Source organism: Terribacillus halophilus (assembly GCF_900162685.1).
GTDB classification, from domain to species: Bacteria; Bacillota; Bacilli; order Bacillales; family Amphibacillaceae; genus Terribacillus; species Terribacillus halophilus_A.
Map to the genome: position 1 here is coordinate 1,449,945 of NZ_LT727828.1, position 15,600 is coordinate 1,465,544.

Below are 15,600 nucleotides of genomic sequence, written 5' to 3' on the forward strand. Positions count from 1 at the left end.
TTACATACTAAAGGAGGCTTATTTATGGAAAATTTAACGTCTGCTCAAGTAAGACAGAAATTCCTTGATTTCTTCAAGGAGAAAGGGCATAGCGTCGAGCCTAGTGCGTCGCTTGTTCCAGTAGAAGATCCAACACTATTATGGATCAACAGCGGTGTAGCTACATTGAAAAAGTATTTTGATGGACGAGTTGTACCGGAAAATCCGCGCATTGTAAATGCACAGAAAAGTATTCGAACAAATGATATTGAGAACGTTGGCTTCACTGCCCGTCACCATACATTTTTCGAGATGCTCGGAAACTTCTCAATCGGTGACTATTTCAAAAAAGAAGCCATTATATGGGCTTGGGAATTCCTAACAGACAAAAAGTGGATCGGATTTAATCCCGAACGTCTATCTGTTACGGTTCATCCAGAAGATGAAGAAGCATTCCAAATGTGGCGTGATCTTGTCGGTCTTCCAGAAGAACGCATTATTCGCACAGAAGAAAACTTCTGGGACATCGGAGAAGGCCCAAGTGGCCCGAACTCGGAGATTTTCTATGATCGCGGCGAGGAATTCGGCAACGATCCTAAAGATCCTGAGCTGTACCCAGGCGGAGAAAATGAACGTTATTTAGAAATCTGGAACTTAGTATTCAGTCAGTTTAACCATAACCCGGACCACACGTATACACCGCTTCCGAAGCAGAACATTGATACAGGTATGGGTTTAGAGCGAATGGTTTGTGTTATTCAAGATACGAAGACGAACTTCGAAACAGATTTATTTATGCCAATCATTGAAAAAACAGCACAATTCGCTAATGCAGTGTACGGAAAAAACACTGCCGATGATACAGCGTTCAAAGTAATTGCTGACCATATTCGTACCGTTTCGTTCGCAATCAGCGATGGTGCACTTCCATCGAATGAAGGTCGTGGTTATGTGCTACGCCGTTTGATTCGCCGAGCTGTGCGTTATGCGAAAAATATTGGAATTGAAAAGCCATTTATGAAAGAGCTAGTACCCGTTGTAGGCGAAATCATGGATGCCTTTTACCCGCAAATCATGGAGAAACGTGATTTCATTGAAACAGTTATTCAAACAGAAGAAGAACGTTTCCATGAAACACTTGCTGACGGTCTTGCCATCTTGAACCGTATTGTGGCAGAAGAAAAGGAAAAAGGCAGCAACGTCTTCCCTGGTACGGAAGTATTCCGTTTGTATGATACATACGGATTCCCGAAAGAGCTGACCGAGGAATATGTTAGCGAAGAAGGGTTCATCATTGATGAAGCAGGCTTCGAACAAGAAATGAAACAACAGCGGGAACGTGCGCGTGATGCTCGTCAAAAAGTGAACAGCATGCACGTACAAGATAGTGTACTGCAAGAAGTAGAAGCAGAGAGCACGTATGTTGGCTATGATCGGACCGAAACGGAATCTGTGATTGCCGCTATCGTGAAAGATAAGCAGCTTGCTGATGTAGCGGTCGAGGGCGACGAAATTTTCTTCATCTTGGATGAAACACCTTTCTATGCGGAAAGCGGCGGCCAAGTAGCGGATGAAGGCTGGATAACAACGGAAACAGCGACTGTGTTTGTTCAAGCGGTCAAGAAAGCTCCAAAAGGCCAAAACCTGCATCAAGGAATCGTAAAGCAAGGACAAATTCAAGTAAAAGAAAATGTCCATGCAAAAGTAGATACAAAGAGACGTCAGCATATCGTTAAGAACCATACAGCAACGCATTTGCTTCATCAAGCATTGAAAGATGTTTTAGGGACGCATGTTAACCAGGCTGGGTCCTTGGTAGCGCCAGACAGACTTCGATTTGACTTCTCTCATTTCAATGCAGTAACAAAAGAAGAGATGGGACAAATCGAAGAGATCGTCAATCAGAAAATCTGGGATGAACTTTCCGTCAGCACGTCTTACCAGAGCTTGAGTGATGCGAAAGAAATGGGAGCAATGGCTTTATTCGGTGAAAAATACGGAGACGTTGTACGTGTTGTGCAGGTTGGCGATTATAGTTTAGAACTTTGCGGTGGTGTACATATTCAAAACACTTCCCAAATTGGTTTGTTTAAGATCGTATCAGAAAGCGGAATCGGTGCTGGCACACGACGAATTGAAGCAGTTACATCTAAAGAAGCTTATCGTTATACACAGGAACAGCAGCAGACGCTTGCGCAAGCAGCAGCTGAATTGAAGACAACGAATGAGCAAGTTCCTGCTCGAATTGAAGCAGTATTTGCAGACCTAAAAGAAGTACAGCGAGAACGCGACAGTTTGCGTGCCAAATTGTCACAGCTGGAGGCTGGCAGCATTCTCGACAAAGTCAAAGAAGTAAAAGGCGTTCACGTACTTGCAGAGCAGGTAGATGTAGCTGATATGAATCAGCTGCGCGGCATGGTGGATGACTTGAAACAGAAGCTTGACAGCGGAGTAATCTTGCTGGCAGCTACTGCTGAAGGAAAAGTTCAGTTGGCTGCAGGTGTATCGAAGGATCTCATTGGCCGAGGCCTGCATGCCGGCAACTTAATCAAAGAAACAGCAAAACGCTGCGGAGGCGGCGGAGGCGGTCGACCTGATATGGCACAGGCCGGCGGTAAGAATCCCGAACAAGTACCAGAAGCACTCGCATATGCAACAATATATGTCGAAGAACAGCTTTAATTTTTCAAATCCGACAGAAAAGTATATACTGAAGAAAAGATTGGCAAATTAAGTGAGGTGGCTTCGTTGAGTTCGATGGATAACACAATGAAATTTAATTTCCCGGAAGAGCCGATGGACGAAAATGTCCGGGAAGTGCTAATGTCCGTTTATGAGGCATTGCGTGAAAAAGGATATAATCCGATCAATCAGATTGTTGGCTATCTTTTGTCAGGAGATCCGGCATATATCCCGCGGCATAATGATGCCCGCAACCTCATCCGCCGTATGGAACGTGATGAGATTGTGGAACAGCTGGTAAAATTTTATTTGGAACAGAACCACAATGACTGACATACTAAAGACAATTGGCTTGGATGTCGGATCCAAGACGATTGGCGTAGCAGTCAGTGATGGACTTGGCTGGACTGCACAAGGTCTGACTACCATCAAATGGAACGAAGAAGATTATGAAACAGCAAGGCAGGAATTAGAACAGATTATCAAGACGCATGAAGTCGCAAAAGCTGTCATTGGCATGCCTAAGAACATGAATGGTACAATTGGTCCGAGGGGAGAAGCATCTCTTGCTTTCTCCCAATGGATTGAGGAACAATTTGGTATCGAGACAGTACTTTGGGACGAGCGTCTGACGACGATGGCAGCAGAACGTGTATTATTGGAAGCTGATGTGAGTCGGAAGAAACGGAAAAAAGTAATCGATAAGATGGCAGCGTCCATGATTCTGCAAGGTTATCTTGATTCAAAACAATAAGGAGTGAAGCCGCATGGCATTAGAAGAAAAAGAACGTATCGTTATCCCGGATGAAAACGGTGAAGAGCATTTGTTTGAAGTATTATTCAACTTTGACGTTGATGAAACAGGTCATTCCTACATTGCAGTTGTCCCAGCTGAACAAGCTGAGTCAGAAGATGAAGTAGAAGTATTCGCTTTCCGTTACGAGGAAACAGGCGATGAAAAAGATTTGACATTATTCCAGATTGAATCAGAAGAAGAATGGGAAATGGTCGAAGAAATGCTGAATACACTAACTGATGAGGAAGACGGCATCTAATCTTGTAATAGGCAGTCCTCTCTTTCCGATAAGGCAGAGAGGATTTTTTCTTGCCTTTTATCCGTATTTATTGTCAAGCCGCTGGAGATATGCTTGACGTTTATTGTATAATAAGGCGGATAAAGGAGGAAAGATAGCTTGACTGCCTCGAATGATGATATTTATCAACAGAATCGGGACAGAAGAATGGAGGAAGCAAGCATCGTGCGGAAAATAGTACTAATGACCATATCTGCAATAATTGTACTTCTGCTAATTGGAGCACTAGGAACCTTTATTTACGTGAATGCCAGTATGAAAGCAGTTGATTCAGATAACGATACTACACAGGTAGTTGAAGTTCCTATGGGAGCGACGGCATCTTCAATCGCTTCATCTCTGGAAGAACAAGGTCTGATAAAAAATGCTTTCATTTTCCGGCTTTATGTAAAAATTTCTGGTGAAGCCAATTTCCGTGCGGGAAACTTTGAGCTATCCCCTTCCATGTCCATGCAGCAGATCGTCGACAAACTGAACGATCCAGAGGCGGGGAGTACCCCCTCTGCGTCGGCTGCAGTTCCGGAAGGTTCTGATATCGAGGAAATTAGCAGCATCTTGTCTGAAACACTAGGAATAAACCAACAGGATTTTCTGGATAAAATGAAGGATGAAGCTTATATCAGGCAATTAATCAACGAATATCCAGATATACTGACAGAGGACATTCTGCAAGAAGATATCCGTTATCCGCTCGAAGGGTATTTGTTTGCGGCAACGTATAACTTTATATCTGAAGACAATTTATCTATAGATAAGATTGTGCATATGATGCTCGACAAGTCACAGGACATTATCACGCCTTACTTGGACGACTTCAAGCAAAGAGATTTGACCGTTCACGAAGCAGTCACTTTTGCCTCGCTCGTTGAAAATGAAGCAAGGAATGAAGATGAACGTAACATGATTGCCGGTATTTTTTATAATCGACTGGCTGATGATATGAGGCTGCAGACGGACCCGACTGTCTTATATGCGCTAGGCGAGCATAAGCCCCGCGTGTATTACAAGGATCTGGAAGTAGATTCTCCTTATAATACATATAGAATTAATGGGCTGCCAGTTGGGCCAATTAGTAATTTCTCGGAGAGCTCGCTGCAATCAGTCGTGAATCCGAAGACCTCCGACTATTTATATTTCCTGGCGGGAGACAACGGACAGATTTATTACGCTAGAACCTACGATGAGCACCAAGAGCTGATTGAGAAGCATATGCATGTGAATGAGTAAGCAGGCAAAGTGAGGAAATGATATGTTACAAGCAATAATGGAATATCTGGAGGAGCACGTTGAGCCTTCTCCGGAGTGGGCAGTTAAATTGGAAGAGTTGGCTGCAGCAGATCAAGTGCCGATTATGGAGCCGCTTGGCATCCAGTTCTTAATGCAAGTCATCCGGCTGCAGCAGCCGAAAAGAATTTTGGAGATTGGAACAGCTATCGGTTATTCCGCACTTATGATGCGGCACGCCAAACCGGATGTCAGCATCGTGACTGTTGAAAGAGATGAGATACGTTACAATCAAGCGGTCGCACATATTCAAGAGCAAGGTGCACAGGATGATATCGTGACGCTTAAAGGGGATGCGTTTGATTTAGAAGAAACAATCAAGGCGCACGGACCATATGATTTTGTATTTATCGATGCAGCCAAAGGTCAGTATCAGCGGTTTTTCGAAGCTTATAGTAGCATGCTAAGTGATCGCGGTGTGATTGTCAGCGACAATGTCCTTTTCAAAGGCTATGTAGCTGATGATAAAGAAGCGACACCTCGTAAAGCGAATATTGCTAAAAAAATCCGCAAGTACAATGACTGGCTATTCGAGCATGAAGCATACCACACGACAATCCTGCCAGTAGGCGATGGAGTAGCTGTCAGTGTGAAAAAGAAATGAATGAGCAGCAGGAAGAGGAGTAGAAACAATGGCAAAAAAACCTATCATTATCGGTGTTGCAGGGGGTTCAGGATCAGGTAAAACGTCTGTTACCAGATCCATTTACAAACGTTTTACGGATAAGACAATTCTCGTGATAGAGCAAGATTCGTATTACAAGGATCAATCTCACCTTCCTTTTGAGCAGCGTCTCAATACCAATTACGACCATCCGTTTGCTTTTGATAATGAGCTGCTTATGCAGCACCTGCGTGATCTTGGCAGCCAGAAGCCGATTGAAAAGCCAATTTATGATTATAAGATTCATACCCGTTCGGAGGAGACAATACCTGTAGAACCGAAGGATGTTATCATCTTGGAAGGTATTCTAATTCTGGAAGATGAGCGTTTGCGTGATATGATGGATATTAAAGTGTTCGTAGATACGGATGCAGATCTTCGTATCATCCGTCGTTTGCTGCGTGATATCAAGGAACGGGGACGGACGATTGATTCGGTTATTGAACAATATGTCAATGTTGTCCGCCCGATGCATCTGCAATTTATTGAACCGACAAAACGTTATGCAGATATTATCATACCTGAAGGCGGCGAAAACCACGTTGCCATCGATTTGATGTCTGCCAAGATTGAAACAATTCTATCTGGCCGGACAAACTGAACTTGTACAGATAAGTATTGAATTTTTAACGTTAATCTGCCATAGTATGGAATATGTATGAAAACGCTATAGTGATTAGGCAAAGGGAAAGCAATCTTTTAGAGCTCAAGGAGTGTTTGAATTGGCTACAGAAAAACAATATTACATGACTAAAGAAGGTTTGGCGAAATTAGAAGAGGAATTAGAGTTTCTGAAGACTACGCGTCGTCAGGAAGTTGTAGAGCGTATCAAGATTGCTCGCGGATTCGGTGACTTGTCCGAGAACTCTGAGTACGATGCAGCGAAAGATGAACAAGCATTCGTCGAATCTAAAATCGCTACAACAGAAAATATGATCCGTAATGCGGTCATTATTGAAAGTGATACAGATAACCCTGATATGGTTGGTATGGGTAAGACAGTTACCTTTATTGAACTCCCGGATGGCGACGAAGAAAGCTACACAATCGTCGGCAGTGCAGAAGCAGATCCATTTGAAGGCAAGATCTCAAATGACTCTCCAATTGCCAAAAGTCTGATTGGCCATGAGGTTGGCGAAGAACTTTCTGTCGCAACCCCAGGCGGCGATATCCAAGTTAAAATCATAAAAGTTGAATAAGCTAGACATAAAACAAAAGCTGCTTCCGAATTATATGGAAGCAGCTTGTTTTATTGTGCCTGATTGACGAGTTGCCCGGAAGATCTCTCAAACGGGAAAAAGGGTATAAGTTTCTGCAGGATAAAACGCTCTTTATCAAGTGCGAGCAGAAAAGAGAAGACGACATGTTCTTTCACACTAGTAAAGGATAAACAGCATCCTTCTAATAAGAAGATAGAGAAAGTCTCGGCTTCCTTATCATAGCCGACATACTCGAACGATTCGTGGCCCCAAAGGTTCGTATCCATTCTTGTCACATTCATCATGGTTATCTTCCTCTCTTTCCACAGGAAGCTTGAAGACTGACGAAAGAAGTTCCACCTGCTTTTCTTGTTTATATAGTTAGATACTTATGCACGTATTCCTTCCTGTATGCCAAAATTAGCGAGACTTCAACAAATATACCTAATAAAAATTCTACCTATATTATGACTTTGGCTATGATGCTGTTCATAGTATAATAGAAAACAATGAGGAGGGATGAACATGGCTGATGAAAATCAGGATTATTCCAGATTAAATAATCGGAACCAGCGAAGAAAACCAAAAAAGTGGCTTAGCCTTGTCTTGGCTTTAGCTGGAGCAGCAGTAGTCGTTGTGTTGCTTATCGCAGTTCTGAATGATAAACCAACTGCCTCAAATGAGACAACAGATGACGGCCAAAATAAGCAGACCATCGCAGATCAAGTGTCAGGAAAAAAAGCTTCTGATGAAGAAAATAAAGAGCAAGGCGATGAAGAAAAGAAAGATGAAGAAGAACAGGATAAAGAGGAAAAAGATAGCAAAAAAGAAGAAGTCGAGCCAACTGATGGTAACGTGAAGGAAGCGTACAAGAAAGATTGGGAGCCGATAGGTACAGAACAGTCTGGTGCCCATACGACGACTTTCCAGGAGGATACGACGGATTGGCGTGAGATTGAGCGAGCAGCTGCAGAGGCAGTTGGATTAGATCCGAGCTCCATGACAACGTGGTATATAGGAAATAACGGTAATGGTGGCAATGATATTGTCGCAACAATTTCTGGTTCTAACTCAGCTGAAACATTCCGTGTCTATGCAAGCTGGGCAGATGGAGAAGGCTGGCAGGCTACCAAAGTAGAAGTACTGAAAGAAAACGATAAGAATTAAAGGAGCAAACAGTATGACAATCGGCATAATCGGAGCAATGGATGAAGAAGTAGCATTATTAAAAGAAACAATGACAAATAAGAAGGAAGTAGTTGTAGCAGGTTATGAAATTACCGAGGGCACTTTATCGGAGAAATCTGTCGTACTTCTTAAATCTGGTATCGGAAAAGTAAATGCCGCACTTGCTGCAGCTATGCTAATTGAGCGTTACGCGCCAGCAGCAATCATTAATACAGGTTCAGCGGGCGGATTTGCTGAAAATCTTGAAGTAGGCGATATTGTTATTTCTGATGCGGTCGTTCATCATGATGTGGATGTGACAGCGTTCGACTATGCTTATGGACAAGTACCGCAAATGCCTCCAGCATTTCAAGCGGATCAGGAGCTTGTAAAGCTGGCTAAAAGTGTGATTGACCAATTCCCTGATACAAATGCAGAAATCGGCCTAATTGCTACAGGTGACAGCTTTATGTCAGATCCGGAACGTGTTGCATTTGTCAGAGATAAGTTCCCGGCGATGCTGGCAGCGGAGATGGAAGCTGCTGCTGTAGCACAAGTTGCTTATCATTACGGTACACCTTTCGTCATCGTGCGAGCACTGTCCGACATAGCGGGTAAGGAATCATCTGTATCCTTTGATGCATTTTTGGACCAAGCGGCACGTAATGCGGCTAATCTGATTATGAAGATGGTAGAACGCTATTAATAAGAGTGACAGCAATTACCAGGTAATTGCTGTCTTTTTTTGTGTTACAATGTTGCTAGATTAGAAGAGGGGGCGACAAAATGGAGAAAAGACAACAGCAGCTGCTCGACAAGATTGCAGATTATCGCCGTTTTGCATTGGCGCTTCTGATTCTTGGAAGTTATTTATATCTTGGATCAATTATTAATGTCTATTTGGCACCATCAGATAAAGCAAATATACTTTTCGCACTTACCGGTGGATGTGTCGTTGCTGCGATACTCATCTGGTTTGCAATAGAGCGCTGGCAGAAAAAACTAGAAAGCTAAAACTCCGATTATAAAATCGGAGTTTTTTTGTTTAATCCCATATATTTTCCCACGCGTATGTGCCGCCGATGAAGAGTAAGACAAGAAATGCTGCAATCAGTGCACCTGTACTGACACGTTGCTTGTAGGAGCTGGAAGGAAGGGGATAAGGATACATAACTGCTTTTCCTCCTTTTTGCCTTAGCGTATGCAGAAAGCGAGTCACAGGCCACTCACGTACGATGCTGACGGTAATATTCATGGAAAATCTTCATTAACGCTCGTTTCTCTATACGAGAAACGTAACTACGGGAGATATTTAATTTTTTTGCAATTTCCCGTTGTGTCATATCTTCCTCATTATTTAGTCCATACCGGCTGACGATCACTTCTTTTTCCCGTCCATCAAGAATATCAATGTATTCTTTTATCTTTTCTACTTCCATATTAAGCTGGATATATTCAATAATGTCGTCATTCTCAGCTTGAAGAATATCAATCAGGCTGATTTCATTGCCTTCTTTATCTTGACCGATTGGATCATGCAGGGAAATATCTTTCTTCGTCTTCTTTAAAGCACGCAGATGCATGAGTATTTCATTCTCAATACATCTTGCCGCGTATGTAGCAAGTTTGGTTCCTTTGTCACTGGAGTAACTTTCGATGCCTTTAATTAATCCAATCGTACCAATCGAGATGAGATCTTCTGCATCTTCTCCTGTGTTCTCAAATTTCTTCACAATATGAGCGACAAGACGCAAATTGTGTTCAATTAATTTATTGCGGCTCACTTCATCCCCTTGCTTCATACGTTCAATATGGACTGCTTCTTCCTCAGGGGGGAGAGGCTGCGGAAATGCATGGTTCTTCACATAGGAAACGAAGAACATAGCTTCTTTTAAGAGGAGTCCAATTGCACCAATGATACTCAATTTCTTACACCTCCTAATGCGCTTCAGGCAAAAGCCTATACAGACACTTTATGTAAAGGAGTCTCTGAAAGTGTCTGTCCATTAGAAAAAGAAAAAGTGAATGCCCGCAGGCATTCACTTTGCATTTTTATCTTGTTTTCGTTTCTCTGCATCAATTGCTTCTTGGTATTGATCCTTTAATGTACCATATGGTTTGGCTCCGCGGAGGTGAGCTGCCCTTGAAATTAAGTGGCTGGCTACAGGTGCGGTCAGCATGATAAACAGAACACCAAGGATAAGTCTGCCGCTGACGATTCCATACTCCATATAGTGAAAAATGAAAGCGCCAATAAGGATACCTGCTACTCCAAGTGTCGAGCCCTTACTCGCAGCGTGAAGTCTCGTATAGATATCAGGGAAACGCAGGACACCTACAGAAGCGGTAAACACGATAAACGCACCGCCAAGTATGAAGACAATGACAAGGATATCCAGGATGATTTCAATTATCGTCTGTATCAATTAAATCACCCTTTTCTAAATATATTGCAATAGCTACTGTACCGATAAACAGAAGAATACCGATTAGCAGCACGATATCATTAAAGTTTGGTGTTACGAGAATGATGGCTAATAAGGCTGCAAAAGCCATAATATTTACCCCAATTGCATCCAAGGCAACTGCTCGATCAGCATTCGTCGGTCCCTTCAGCACACGGATAATTAACAAGAGGATAGAAACACTTAGCACAATCAGACAAATGATTGATATCATTTGGACAATTGAAGCGAAATCATCTTGCAAAGCACTCATCGTGTCACCTCCATGATATGTTTCTCAAAGCTGTTCTTGATGGAATGAACGGCATCTTGCATATCCACAATGTCCATAGCATGGATATAGAGTTTCTTTTTATCAGGAGAAACAGCAACTGTCACCGTTCCTGGCGTTAGCGTAATTAAAATAGCTAGAAGCGTGATCTCCCAATCGGTTTCCAATTCTGTTTCCAAGGTGAATATGCCAGGATTGATATCTAAACGTCTTGCGTATACAAGCTTCGTAATGTCCAGGTTAGAGAGCAGCAGCTCTTTTATAAAAATGAGCACCAAGACAACCATTTTATACAGGCGCTTCAGATAGAACGGTCCTTTTAAGAAACGTCGTAAGAAGAACAATAAAACAATACCGACAAGATAACCAATCACAAAACCAGAGAAGTTATAGGACTCGCCAAGAAAAGTCCACATTACGGCAATCAGTAAGTTTATGCATATTTGAAAAGCCATTTAGTGATCCCCCTTCAAAACGAGTTCAATGTACGTTTGCGGTTCAAGCAGGTAATCTGCAATCTGCTGAACGGCGGGCAGGATAGCTTCTGCACCGATACCAAGAAAGACGGTAAAGAGCATGAGGAAACCGGCTGAAAAGATTTGTGATCCATATTTGCCTGAAGGTTCTGCTCCTGTATTGCCTTCTCCCCAGAATACGCGGATAAAAGCTCTGACGATGGAGAGCAAAATGAGCAAGCTAGTGATTAGCATGATAATTACTGTAACTGTTTCGCCCTTTTCGAAAGCGCCGCGCACAAGCAATAACTTGCCAATAAAACCACTGAACGGGGGAACGCCTGCTAATACAAGTCCTCCGATAAAGAACATCCATCCAAGCACGGGATGAGAACGAATCATACCGCCCATTTTATTTATATCTGCTGTACCCGCAAGGCTTGCAATCGTACCAGCAAGCAAGAACAGTGCAGCTTTTATGATCATGTCCTGCAGCAGATAATAAATGCTTCCGCTCAAACCGTCGCTATTGAACATGCCAATACCGACTAGCATGAACCCGATTGCCGGAATAATGTTATAAGCAACAATCAATTTAATATTCCGAGAAGCCAACGCACCGATGACACCGAAGAGCATGGTCAGGTTGCCGACCCAGATGAAAAGATTATCAATGATGTCCGGCTGCTGATGAAATATCAGCGTGAAAGTCCGAATTAACGAGTAAACGCCGACTTTCGTCAATAATGCACCAAATAAAGCTGAGATAACCGGATTTGGAACAATATAAGAACGCGGCAGCCAATAATAAAGCGGAAATGCTGCGCCCTTCGTTGCAAATACAAAGAATAACAGTATGGCGACAGTCGTAATAATGCCTGGCGAATCAGATGCCGCGGCACGCTCTGCCAGTTGTGCCATATTAACTGTGCCTAGTACTGCATATACATAAGAAATGGTAGTAACAAAAAGCATAGACGAAAAGAGATTAATGAGTACATACTTGATGGACTCACGCAGCTGTACTTTTTTTCCGCCATGTGTAATGAGCGCATAGGAGGCCATCAATAAAACCTCGAAGAATACAAACAGGTTAAATAAATCGCCTGTTATGAATGCTCCAGATACGCCTGTTATTAATAAAAACACAAACGTGTAGAAATAGAAGCTTTCCTGTTCCTCTGACACACTGGATGGTGCGTACCAGACAACAGCAACTAAGATGATACTCGTTGTCAGAGCAAGCAGAGCGCTTAAAGGATCCAATACAAGTACAATTCCGTATGGGGCAATCCAATTCCCTGCTTCAAGTACAATGCTTCCTTCTGTAAGCACATGGAATGTAAGGAAGCCCATCGTGATGAGGTGAGCGAGAGCTAGCAGCATGGCCAATGTTCGCGTCACCCTCAGCCGATTGTGGGTGAATGCCAATAGTACACCAGAAAGTAAAGGGATTAGAATCGGTAAGATAGCAAGATTAGTCATGATTATTACCTCTTAATTCTTCCATATTATCTGTCCCGTTCGTTTTGACTGCTCGGTACGCTAATACGAGAAGCAAGCTAGTAACACCGAAACTGATAACAATAGACGTCAGGATCAGCGCTTGCGGCAGCGGATCGGTATAATTCTCTGTACCTTCTCGAAGAACGGGTGCAGCGCCACGCTTCAATTTCCCCATTGTCAGGATGAAAAGGTGGGCAGCATGAGATAGTAAGGCCGTTCCGATAATGATACGAAGCAGCCGTTTTTGTAAAATGTTATAAACAGCAAATCCGAAGAGGATGCCTGCGAGTACAATCATAATGATTTCCATTAGCGATCCCCTCCTTTATGACGTAGCTTGATAAGCGAATAAATACCTAAAGCTGCAATGGCTAGTACTGTAATTTCGAATAGCGTATCCAATCCGCGGAAGTCGACCAGGATGACGTTAACGATATTATCCCCGCCGCCCAGTTTGTACGAATACTTAACAAAGTAGTCGGAGATGGAAGGGAACAGACGCTGACTGTAAGCTGCCAGTCCCACAAGCGTCATCATGAGTCCGCAGGCAGCAGCAATGATGATATTCGTAACTTTCTTCGATACTTTTTCTTTTCTGTCCCGCTCCATTTCCGGAAGGTGACGGAAGCATAGCAAGAAGAGAACTACTGTGATTGTTTCAATACTTAATTGCGTTAAAGCAAGATCTGGTGCCCGGAAGAGAACGAATAAAATCGATAAGCCATAGCCGACAACACCAAGGATAATGATAGCTGTCAGTTTCTTCTCAGACACTGTCGTACCAAATGCTGCTGTGACCATAATCAGAGCTACCGCCAATTCAGGCAGACTTCCTGGCAAGGACACAGGAGAAACATCGATATTCGTAAGATCGAATGCATTCGTCCCGAATAAAATAGCTAATGTCACAACAGAAATGACACTGATAATGACCATATTGTATTGGCGGAGTGAACCGTTCACTAGGCGGTCATTAACTGTTTTAGTTTGTTTTTCACTTAGCGTTAACAAGCCTCTGTAAATAGCATTACCAGACAGCTTTCCAGGAAGGATCTGATACAGACCTGCCCAGTATTTTCTTGTCAGGTAGAATGCGATACCAAGTATGACGACAACTAATGACATGACCAATGCAGGTTCTAAGCCATGCCAGAATTTAATGTGATGTTCTTTCATTGCTTCCCCGTAAACTGCGTTCGCAGCCGGGTGAAGCAAATGGTGACTAAACCAATTCGGGAAGATACTTATAATCACAACGCCGCAGACAAGCAAAATAGGTGAAATGAGCATGCCGAAATTTGGATCATGCGCTTTTTCAGCTGTGTCCTTGTCCCGTTTTCCAGTAAACGTACCGAAGAAGAAGTACATACTGTAAACGAATGTGAATATACTTCCTGCTACAGCTGCGTACGGCACGACATGCATTAATACATCAGCGAATCCAGTGCTGAATGTACGCGTTTGCGCAAGCTCCCAAGAACTCGTGAAGAACTCTTCTTTACTTAAGAAACCATTTAATATCGGCAGCGGTACACCAGCCATTGAGAAGGAAGCGAGTACGCTAATAATTCCTGTGACCGGCATGAGCTTCCACAAGCCGCCAAGCTTGTTTATATTACGTGTGCCAGTTTCATGGTCGATGATTCCAACTGCCATGAACAAGCTTCCCTTAAATGTAGCGTGGTTTAAAATATGGAACATGGCAGCAAATAGAGCAGCTTCTGTTCCGTACCCGATCATAGACATGATCATCCCAAGCTGGCTAATGGTAGAGTAAGCCAGTATGCCCTTTAAATCTGTTTGTCTGACCGCCATATAAGATCCCCAGAATAAAGTCAGAAGACCGATTATCGAGACGGCAATGAAGAATGATTCACTTTCTCTGAATACAGGAGTAAAGCGAAGAAGCAGGAATAAACCAGCTTTTACCATCGTGGCAGAATGCAAGTATGCGCTGACCGGTGTCGGTGCTTCCATTGCATCAGGCAGCCAGATATGGAAAGGGAACTGGGCTGACTTTGTACAAGCTGCCAGAAGCAGGAGAACAATAATAAGCGGGAACCAATCACTGCTTAGAATTAAGCTTCCTTCCGTGAGAATGGTACGTATGCTTGTACTGCCTGTTACGATTTGCAGCAGAACCAAGCCTCCAAGCAAAGAAAAACCGCCCAGAACAGTAATTAGCAAAGATTTCATTGCACCATCGGTAGAAGCTTTTCTAGTAAACCAAAAACTGATTAATAAGAAGGAAGAAACGGAAGTCAGCTCCCAGAAAGTATATAGAGCATAAATATTATCTGAAGTGACAATACCAAGCATTGCCCCCATAAATAGAAGCAGATAGACATAAAAATGTCCGAGCCGCTCCTTCTTCGATAGATAATGAACGGAGTAAAATGCTACTAGGGCTCCTATTCCGCTAATCAGTAAAGCGAAGAACAGAGCAAGTCCATCTGTATAAAATGTTAAATCCAGTCCAAGGGATGGAATCCAGCTGTAACGGTAGAATATGTCCGTATCTCCGCTGACAAGGAGTGTGAGGAAATAAATAAAAATAGATAAAGCAGTTGCGAATACTGCATATCCAGTATGTATCTTGGTTTTAAATCTTGCGATGAATGGGATGCACATAGCAATTATGAATGGCATCAGGATGGCAAAAATCATGTATTGGCAATCCTCCTCAAGTGATTGATAGCAGCTAATAAATTTTGAAAGAAGTTCCTCAACAAATTAAACACTATTTCAAAGCATACTATACCCAATTGTAAAGGAGTTCAAGCCAACACTGCAACCAAGATGTGTCTACTTTATGAAAAAAGCCCTGCCATGCT

Annotated in this window: 20 protein-coding genes; 11 read left to right on the plus strand and 9 right to left on the minus strand. The window is 42.8% G+C overall.

What is annotated here, in order from left to right; genetic code table 11:
- Window positions 1-24 precede the first annotated feature (24 nt).
- The 8 genes from alaS to greA all read left to right on the plus strand — a co-directional run bounded on the left by alaS (window position 25) and on the right by greA (window position 6,902).
- Entirely contained in the window at window positions 25-2,661 is a 2,637-nt protein-coding gene (alaS, locus tag B1K52_RS11845) for an alanine--tRNA ligase (protein WP_077308486.1), read from the plus strand.
- 66 nt (window positions 2,662-2,727) lie between these two features.
- Complete coding sequence (locus tag B1K52_RS11850; protein WP_077308488.1) at window positions 2,728-2,994, plus strand: IreB family regulatory phosphoprotein; 267 nt, start codon at window positions 2,728-2,730, stop codon at window positions 2,992-2,994.
- Window positions 2,987-3,415, plus strand: a complete 429-nt coding sequence (gene ruvX / locus B1K52_RS11855; RefSeq protein WP_077308490.1) for a Holliday junction resolvase RuvX — start codon at window positions 2,987-2,989, stop codon at window positions 3,413-3,415. Before B1K52_RS11850 ends, ruvX begins: the two co-directional genes overlap by 8 nt.
- Window positions 3,416-3,428: 13 nt before the next feature.
- Window positions 3,429-3,716, plus strand: a complete 288-nt coding sequence (locus B1K52_RS11860; protein WP_077308492.1) for a DUF1292 domain-containing protein — start codon at window positions 3,429-3,431, stop codon at window positions 3,714-3,716.
- A 138-nt stretch (window positions 3,717-3,854) separates the two neighbouring features.
- Window positions 3,855-4,982, plus strand: coding sequence for an endolytic transglycosylase MltG (gene mltG, locus B1K52_RS11865; protein WP_077308494.1), 1,128 nt, complete (start codon window positions 3,855-3,857; stop codon window positions 4,980-4,982).
- A 22-nt stretch (window positions 4,983-5,004) separates the two neighbouring features.
- Window positions 5,005-5,643: an O-methyltransferase gene (locus B1K52_RS11870; protein WP_077308496.1), complete on the plus strand. Its 639-nt coding sequence runs from the start codon at window positions 5,005-5,007 to the stop codon at window positions 5,641-5,643.
- Between the two features lie 28 nt (window positions 5,644-5,671).
- Window positions 5,672-6,304 carry a uridine kinase gene (gene udk, locus B1K52_RS11875; RefSeq protein WP_077308498.1) on the plus strand — a complete coding sequence of 211 codons (633 nt, stop codon included), beginning with the start codon at window positions 5,672-5,674 and terminating at the stop codon, window positions 6,302-6,304.
- A 121-nt stretch (window positions 6,305-6,425) separates the two neighbouring features.
- Window positions 6,426-6,902 (plus strand): transcription elongation factor GreA, encoded by a 477-nt coding sequence (greA, locus tag B1K52_RS11880; protein WP_077308500.1) that lies wholly within the window; start codon window positions 6,426-6,428, stop codon window positions 6,900-6,902.
- 50 nt (window positions 6,903-6,952) lie between these two features.
- Here the strand turns inward: greA and B1K52_RS11885 are convergent, their stop codons facing one another.
- Entirely contained in the window at window positions 6,953-7,207 is a 255-nt protein-coding gene (locus B1K52_RS11885) for a hypothetical protein (RefSeq protein ID WP_077308502.1), read from the minus strand.
- Between the two features lie 220 nt (window positions 7,208-7,427).
- Here B1K52_RS11885 and B1K52_RS11890 point away from each other — a divergent pair, with 220 nt between their 5' ends.
- The 3 genes from B1K52_RS11890 to B1K52_RS11900 all read left to right on the plus strand — a co-directional run bounded on the left by B1K52_RS11890 (window position 7,428) and on the right by B1K52_RS11900 (window position 9,083).
- Window positions 7,428-8,069: a YrrS family protein gene (locus tag B1K52_RS11890; protein WP_179106539.1), complete on the plus strand. Its 642-nt coding sequence runs from the start codon at window positions 7,428-7,430 to the stop codon at window positions 8,067-8,069.
- Between the two features lie 13 nt (window positions 8,070-8,082).
- Complete coding sequence (gene mtnN, locus B1K52_RS11895) at window positions 8,083-8,775, plus strand: 5'-methylthioadenosine/S-adenosylhomocysteine nucleosidase (protein WP_077308506.1); 693 nt, start codon at window positions 8,083-8,085, stop codon at window positions 8,773-8,775.
- 80 nt (window positions 8,776-8,855) lie between these two features.
- The gene (locus B1K52_RS11900; protein ID WP_077308508.1) at window positions 8,856-9,083 is read left to right on the plus strand and encodes a YrhC family protein; all 228 of its coding nucleotides are present in this window, start codon (window positions 8,856-8,858) and stop codon (window positions 9,081-9,083) included.
- A 31-nt stretch (window positions 9,084-9,114) separates the two neighbouring features.
- Here the strand turns inward: B1K52_RS11900 and B1K52_RS18290 are convergent, their stop codons facing one another.
- The 8 genes from B1K52_RS18290 to mbhE form a co-directional block, all read right to left on the minus strand.
- Window positions 9,115-9,240 carry a hypothetical protein gene (locus B1K52_RS18290; RefSeq protein ID WP_256855900.1) on the minus strand — a complete coding sequence of 42 codons (126 nt, stop codon included), beginning with the start codon at window positions 9,238-9,240 and terminating at the stop codon, window positions 9,115-9,117.
- Window positions 9,241-9,295: 55 nt separating this feature from the next.
- On the minus strand, window positions 9,296-9,994 hold the full coding sequence (gene sigK / locus B1K52_RS11905; RefSeq protein WP_077308510.1) for an RNA polymerase sporulation sigma factor SigK: 699 nt from the start codon (window positions 9,992-9,994) through the stop codon (window positions 9,296-9,298).
- Window positions 9,995-10,108: 114 nt separating this feature from the next.
- Window positions 10,109-10,495 carry a monovalent cation/H(+) antiporter subunit G gene (mnhG, locus tag B1K52_RS11910; RefSeq protein ID WP_077308512.1) on the minus strand — a complete coding sequence of 129 codons (387 nt, stop codon included), beginning with the start codon at window positions 10,493-10,495 and terminating at the stop codon, window positions 10,109-10,111.
- Window positions 10,476-10,787: a Na(+)/H(+) antiporter subunit F1 gene (locus tag B1K52_RS11915; RefSeq protein ID WP_077308514.1), complete on the minus strand. Its 312-nt coding sequence runs from the start codon at window positions 10,785-10,787 to the stop codon at window positions 10,476-10,478. Before B1K52_RS11915 ends, mnhG begins: the two co-directional genes overlap by 20 nt.
- On the minus strand, window positions 10,784-11,260 hold the full coding sequence (locus B1K52_RS11920; RefSeq protein ID WP_077308516.1) for a Na+/H+ antiporter subunit E: 477 nt from the start codon (window positions 11,258-11,260) through the stop codon (window positions 10,784-10,786). The genes B1K52_RS11915 and B1K52_RS11920 overlap by 4 nt, the downstream gene beginning before the upstream one ends.
- On the minus strand, window positions 11,261-12,745 hold the full coding sequence (locus B1K52_RS11925; protein WP_077308518.1) for a Na+/H+ antiporter subunit D: 1,485 nt from the start codon (window positions 12,743-12,745) through the stop codon (window positions 11,261-11,263).
- A complete protein-coding gene (locus B1K52_RS11930) occupies window positions 12,738-13,076 on the minus strand; it encodes a Na(+)/H(+) antiporter subunit C (RefSeq protein ID WP_077308521.1) in 339 nt (112 codons plus the stop codon). The genes B1K52_RS11925 and B1K52_RS11930 overlap by 8 nt, the downstream gene beginning before the upstream one ends.
- Complete coding sequence (gene mbhE, locus B1K52_RS11935; RefSeq protein WP_077308523.1) at window positions 13,076-15,433, minus strand: hydrogen gas-evolving membrane-bound hydrogenase subunit E; 2,358 nt, start codon at window positions 15,431-15,433, stop codon at window positions 13,076-13,078. The genes B1K52_RS11930 and mbhE overlap by 1 nt, the downstream gene beginning before the upstream one ends.
- Between the last annotated feature and the right edge of the window lie 167 nt (window positions 15,434-15,600).